This window comes from Devosia sp. (assembly GCF_017307565.1).
In the GTDB taxonomy this organism is placed as follows: Bacteria; Pseudomonadota; Alphaproteobacteria; order Rhizobiales; family Devosiaceae; genus Devosia.
In genome coordinates this window covers 889-4,969 of sequence record NZ_JAFKHD010000083.1, presented here as the reverse complement: position 1 = coordinate 4,969, position 4,081 = coordinate 889, and the positions used below count along the sequence as shown (strand labels likewise).

Genomic DNA, 4,081 nt, shown 5'->3' with positions numbered 1-4,081 from the left:
TGCCCCCGGCCGAACAGACGCCCCCGCCTGCCGAACCGGTTCCGCCGCCCGCGGAAACTACCCCGCCTGCCGAGCAGACGCCGCCCGCCCCGAACGCCGCTGGCCAGCCCACCGAGGCACCCGTGACGACCGATGGCCAGCCGGCCGAAATCGTCGAAAATCTGCCTGCCGGTGTAACCCAGGAGCAGATCGCCCCTGTTCTCGACAGCGCCAAGGACGTCGCGCCGCCTGTTGAAGGCGCGGTCCCGGCCCAGCAGCCCGCCGAAGCACAGGCCCAGCCTGAAGCTCCGCTCGCCCCGCCGCCGGAATCGGACGTCGCTGCCCAGTCTCAGGAAGTTCGGGCACTCGCTGCCGCTCCGATCGTACCAGTTGCCGCAGAAGCCGGCACTGCCGTCACCGCAACGGGCAACACCACCATCGAACAGACCGTGGTGAACAACTACATCACGAACATCACGAACATCACCAACGTTACCAACAACACGAACGTCACCAACAACACGACGAACGTGACCAACAACGTCACCAACAATACCCAGAACAACGTCCAGAATAATATCGGCCAGCAGAACAACATCACCATCGTCGAGCAGGTGCCGATCCGTGAGGCGACGGCTAGTGACATCATCACCCAGGTGATCCTGCAGATCGGCACTCAGCTTGTGGTCAACACCATCGGCCAGGATACCGACCGCTTCTACAATCCGCGCCAGGACGAGGTTTACTACGAAAACCTGCCGGGCGGCCGTGTGCGTGAGGTCGTCGAACGTCCTGACGGCAGCAAGGTCATCACGGTGCGCAACCGCAACGGCGACATTCTCCGCCGCTCGCGCATCACACCCGATGGCCGAGAAATCGTGCTCGCCTACTTCGACGAGCGCTATGACAACGATCTGCTCACCTGGCGCGACCCGGGTCAGGACCTGCCGCCGCTCCGGCTCAACATTCCGGTGCGCGACTACGTCCTCGACGCCTCATACGCGAACCAGAACGACGTGCAGTACTTCTTCGCCCAGCCGCCGGTGGAACAGGTTGCCCGCCTTTACTCCATCGACGAAGTGAAGCGTTCGGCGCGCGTGCGTGACTCGGTCCGCCGTCTCGAAGTGGGTAACCTCACCTTCGATACCGGCGCCGCGACCATCAACCGCGATCAGGTCAGTGCCCTCTCGGGCGTTGCGAACGCCATGCTGGCCCTGCTCCGGACCAACCCGGCCGAGACCTTCCTCATCGAAGGTCACACCGACGCCGTGGGTTCGGATATCTCCAACCTGCGTCTTTCGGACCTGCGCGCGGCAACCGTCGCCCGCATCCTGACCGACTTCTATGGCGTGCCTCCGGAAAACCTGGCGACCCAGGGCTATGGCGAACGTTACCTCAAGATCCGCACCGAAAAGGCGGAACGCGAGAACCGTCGCGTCACCATCCGTCGCATCACCCCGTTGATCACCGTCGCCAACAACGGCTGATCACGATCCGAACCGAAAAGGGGCCGGACGGCAACGTCCGGCCCCTTTTTCTTTTCCGCATGGCACCAAGCCCCTTGCCAGCGTCCATAGACTTGCTAATCCAGCGCAACTCGCCCGGAGCGCCCCATGAAACGTCTCGAAGTTTTCGTAGAAAGCATCATTCTTGCGTCTCGCTGGTTGCTGGTGGTCTTCTATATCGGCCTCGGCCTGGCGCTCGCTCTTTACGCCGTCTCGTTCGGCTACAAGCTCTGGGACTTCGCCAGCCACCTCTTCGGCATGGACGAAACCGAGGTCATTCTCAAAATCCTCGGCCTCATCGATGCTGCGCTTATCGCCAGCCTCGTCGTCATGGTGATCATTTCGGGCTACGAAAACTTCGTGTCACGCTTCGACAATGAAGGGGACGTGCACTGGCTCGGCCAGATCGACGCGGGCTCGCTCAAGATCAAGGTCGCGTCCACCATCGTGGCCATCTCCTCGATCCACCTGCTGCAGATCTTTCTCAACGTGCCGCGTTACACCAATGAACAGATTTTCTGGTACACGATGCTGCACCTGACGTTCATCCTGTCGGCGCTTTTCCTCGCGGTGATCGACAAGATCTCCAAAAAGAGCAGCAAACCGAGTGACCCGGACCTCTGAACCGGCACGGCAAGGGTTTGATTCTATGATGCCTTTTCGGCGCCATAATTGTTCCGGGGTTGTGATCACGAATTAGGGAACTGTCGCCGAGCCGATCGCGTTCTTCAGCCAGCATTCACTGTAAGGAGCATGAAATGGCTACCCCAGAACGTGATAATCTCTACAACAACGACAGCAACCGCACGGTCTATACCCGTGAGAGCAATGGCACCGGCTGGTTCGTGGGCATTATCGTGGCCCTCGCTCTTCTGGCCATCGGTTATCTGGTCTTTTCCGCCAATTCAGGCCCGTCAACTTCGGTTGATGTGAACGGCACACCGGCTGTCCAATCCCCGACGACCGCTCCGGCTCCGATGACTGAGGCCCCGGCCGCAGCTCCAGAAGCCACCCCGATGGCACCGGCCCCCGCCGCTCCGGCAGCAACCCCGGCTGAAACACCCGCAGCCACCCCGGCTCCTGCCGCCCCGGCTGCTGAGCCCGCCGCTCCGACGGCCAACTAACAGCACTCCCAGAGCTTCGCGTCCCTCCCGGCGAGGCTTTCCTGGCCCCGGTTTCCAAAACCGGGGCTTCTTCATGTCTTGGATGGCAGAAGACTTCGCCCTTCCGCTTGTCTCCTCAGCCTCCGATACCCATCTGAGCCCTACCGAGAAAAGGGAGCGCCCATGTTCAATATCGACCAGATCATCAAGGCCATTCAGTCCGATCCGAATACGCAGCGGACAGCGATGACCGGTGCTGCTGGCCTCGCGGCCGGTCTGCTGCTGTCCGGCGGCAAGCCGACCAAACTTTTGGGCAATGCGGCAAAGATCGGCGCCGTCGCCGCCGTCGGTGGTCTCGCCTACAAGGCCTGGCAGAACTACCAGGAGAAGCAGACGACCGCGCCCCAATCCCAGGCTCCGCGCGAAGACGCCTTCATTCCCGCTCCCGGTAATGCAACGGCCGAAGAAGAACTCGGCAAATCGCTCGTGCGCGCCATGATCTCCGCCGCCAAGGCCGATGGTCGCATCGACGCCGAGGAAAAGGATGCCATTTTCGAGCGCCTCAAGACCATGCCACTTTCCGCCGAGGAAAAGGCTTGGGTGTTTGACGAGCTCTCGACCCCGCTCGATATCAACGCCGTCGTCGCTCGCGCTGACACCCCGGAGCACGCCGCCGAGATCTACGCGGCCTCCCTTGTCGCCATCACTGCCGACACGCCGGCCGAGCAGGCCTATCTCGAAGCCCTCGCGGCCAAGCTGCGCCTCGACCCGGCCCTCGTCGCCGAAATCCACAAGACGGCCGGCGAAAAGGCTCCCCAGCCCGCGGCCACGCCTCCGCAGCCCTGGGCCTATACGCCCTCCGGCAGCAATGTCTGAGCGTTGAAGTAAACCGCGCGCCCCAGCGCGCGGTAACACCCATGTGCGTTCTTGAAGCCCCGGTGCTTGCCCGCCATGTCTTCGCGCAAGGAGAACGCCATGGAACTCGGACTTTGTTCTTTCGCCGAAAACACGCCGGACCCGCTCAACGGCGGCCGTCTGCAATCGCCTGCAGAACGCCTGCGCGATCTCATTGAAGAGATCGAGCTGGCCGATCAGCTTGGCCTGGCCTTCTACGGCCTCGGCGAGCATCACCGGCCAGACTATGTCGCCTCGTCCCCGGTCACCATTCTCGCCGCCGCCGCAGCGCGCACCAAGTCCATCCGCCTCTCGACAGCGGTCACCGTTTTATCCTCGGAAGACCCGGTTCGCGTTTACCAGCAGTTTTCGACGCTCGACCTGATCAGCAACGGCCGCGCCGAGATCATGGCCGGCCGCGGCTCGTTCATCGAGAGCTTCCCGCTCTTCGGTCTCGATCTCGATGACTACGACGACCTTTTCGAGGAAAAGCTCGAAATGCTGCTCGAGCTGCGTAAGGGCGGCAAGGTCAACTGGGCCGGGAGCAAGCACACCAACCCTATCCCGGGGATCGCCGTCTACCCCGAGCCGGTCCAAAAG

General features: G+C 62.3%; 5 protein-coding genes. All 5 read left to right on the top strand.

The genetic code is table 11. The features are described 5' to 3' along the window. Positions 1 to 1,466 (top strand): OmpA family protein (locus J0I64_RS02665; protein ID WP_291406078.1); only part of this gene is annotated, 1,466 nt, incomplete at its 5' end. A 126-nt stretch (positions 1,467 to 1,592) separates the two neighbouring features. Next, positions 1,593 to 2,108 (top strand): TIGR00645 family protein, encoded by a 516-nt coding sequence (locus tag J0I64_RS02660; protein WP_291406077.1) that lies wholly within the window; start codon positions 1,593 to 1,595, stop codon positions 2,106 to 2,108. A gap of 134 nt (positions 2,109 to 2,242) precedes the next feature. Beyond that, positions 2,243 to 2,608, top strand: coding sequence for a hypothetical protein (locus J0I64_RS02655; protein ID WP_291406076.1), 366 nt, complete (start codon positions 2,243 to 2,245; stop codon positions 2,606 to 2,608). A gap of 162 nt (positions 2,609 to 2,770) precedes the next feature. Beyond that, complete coding sequence (locus J0I64_RS02650; protein WP_291406075.1) at positions 2,771 to 3,463, top strand: tellurite resistance TerB family protein; 693 nt, start codon at positions 2,771 to 2,773, stop codon at positions 3,461 to 3,463. A 99-nt stretch (positions 3,464 to 3,562) separates the two neighbouring features. Next, on the top strand, positions 3,563 to 4,081 hold a 519-nt coding region (locus J0I64_RS02645; protein ID WP_291406074.1), incomplete at its 3' end, for an LLM class flavin-dependent oxidoreductase.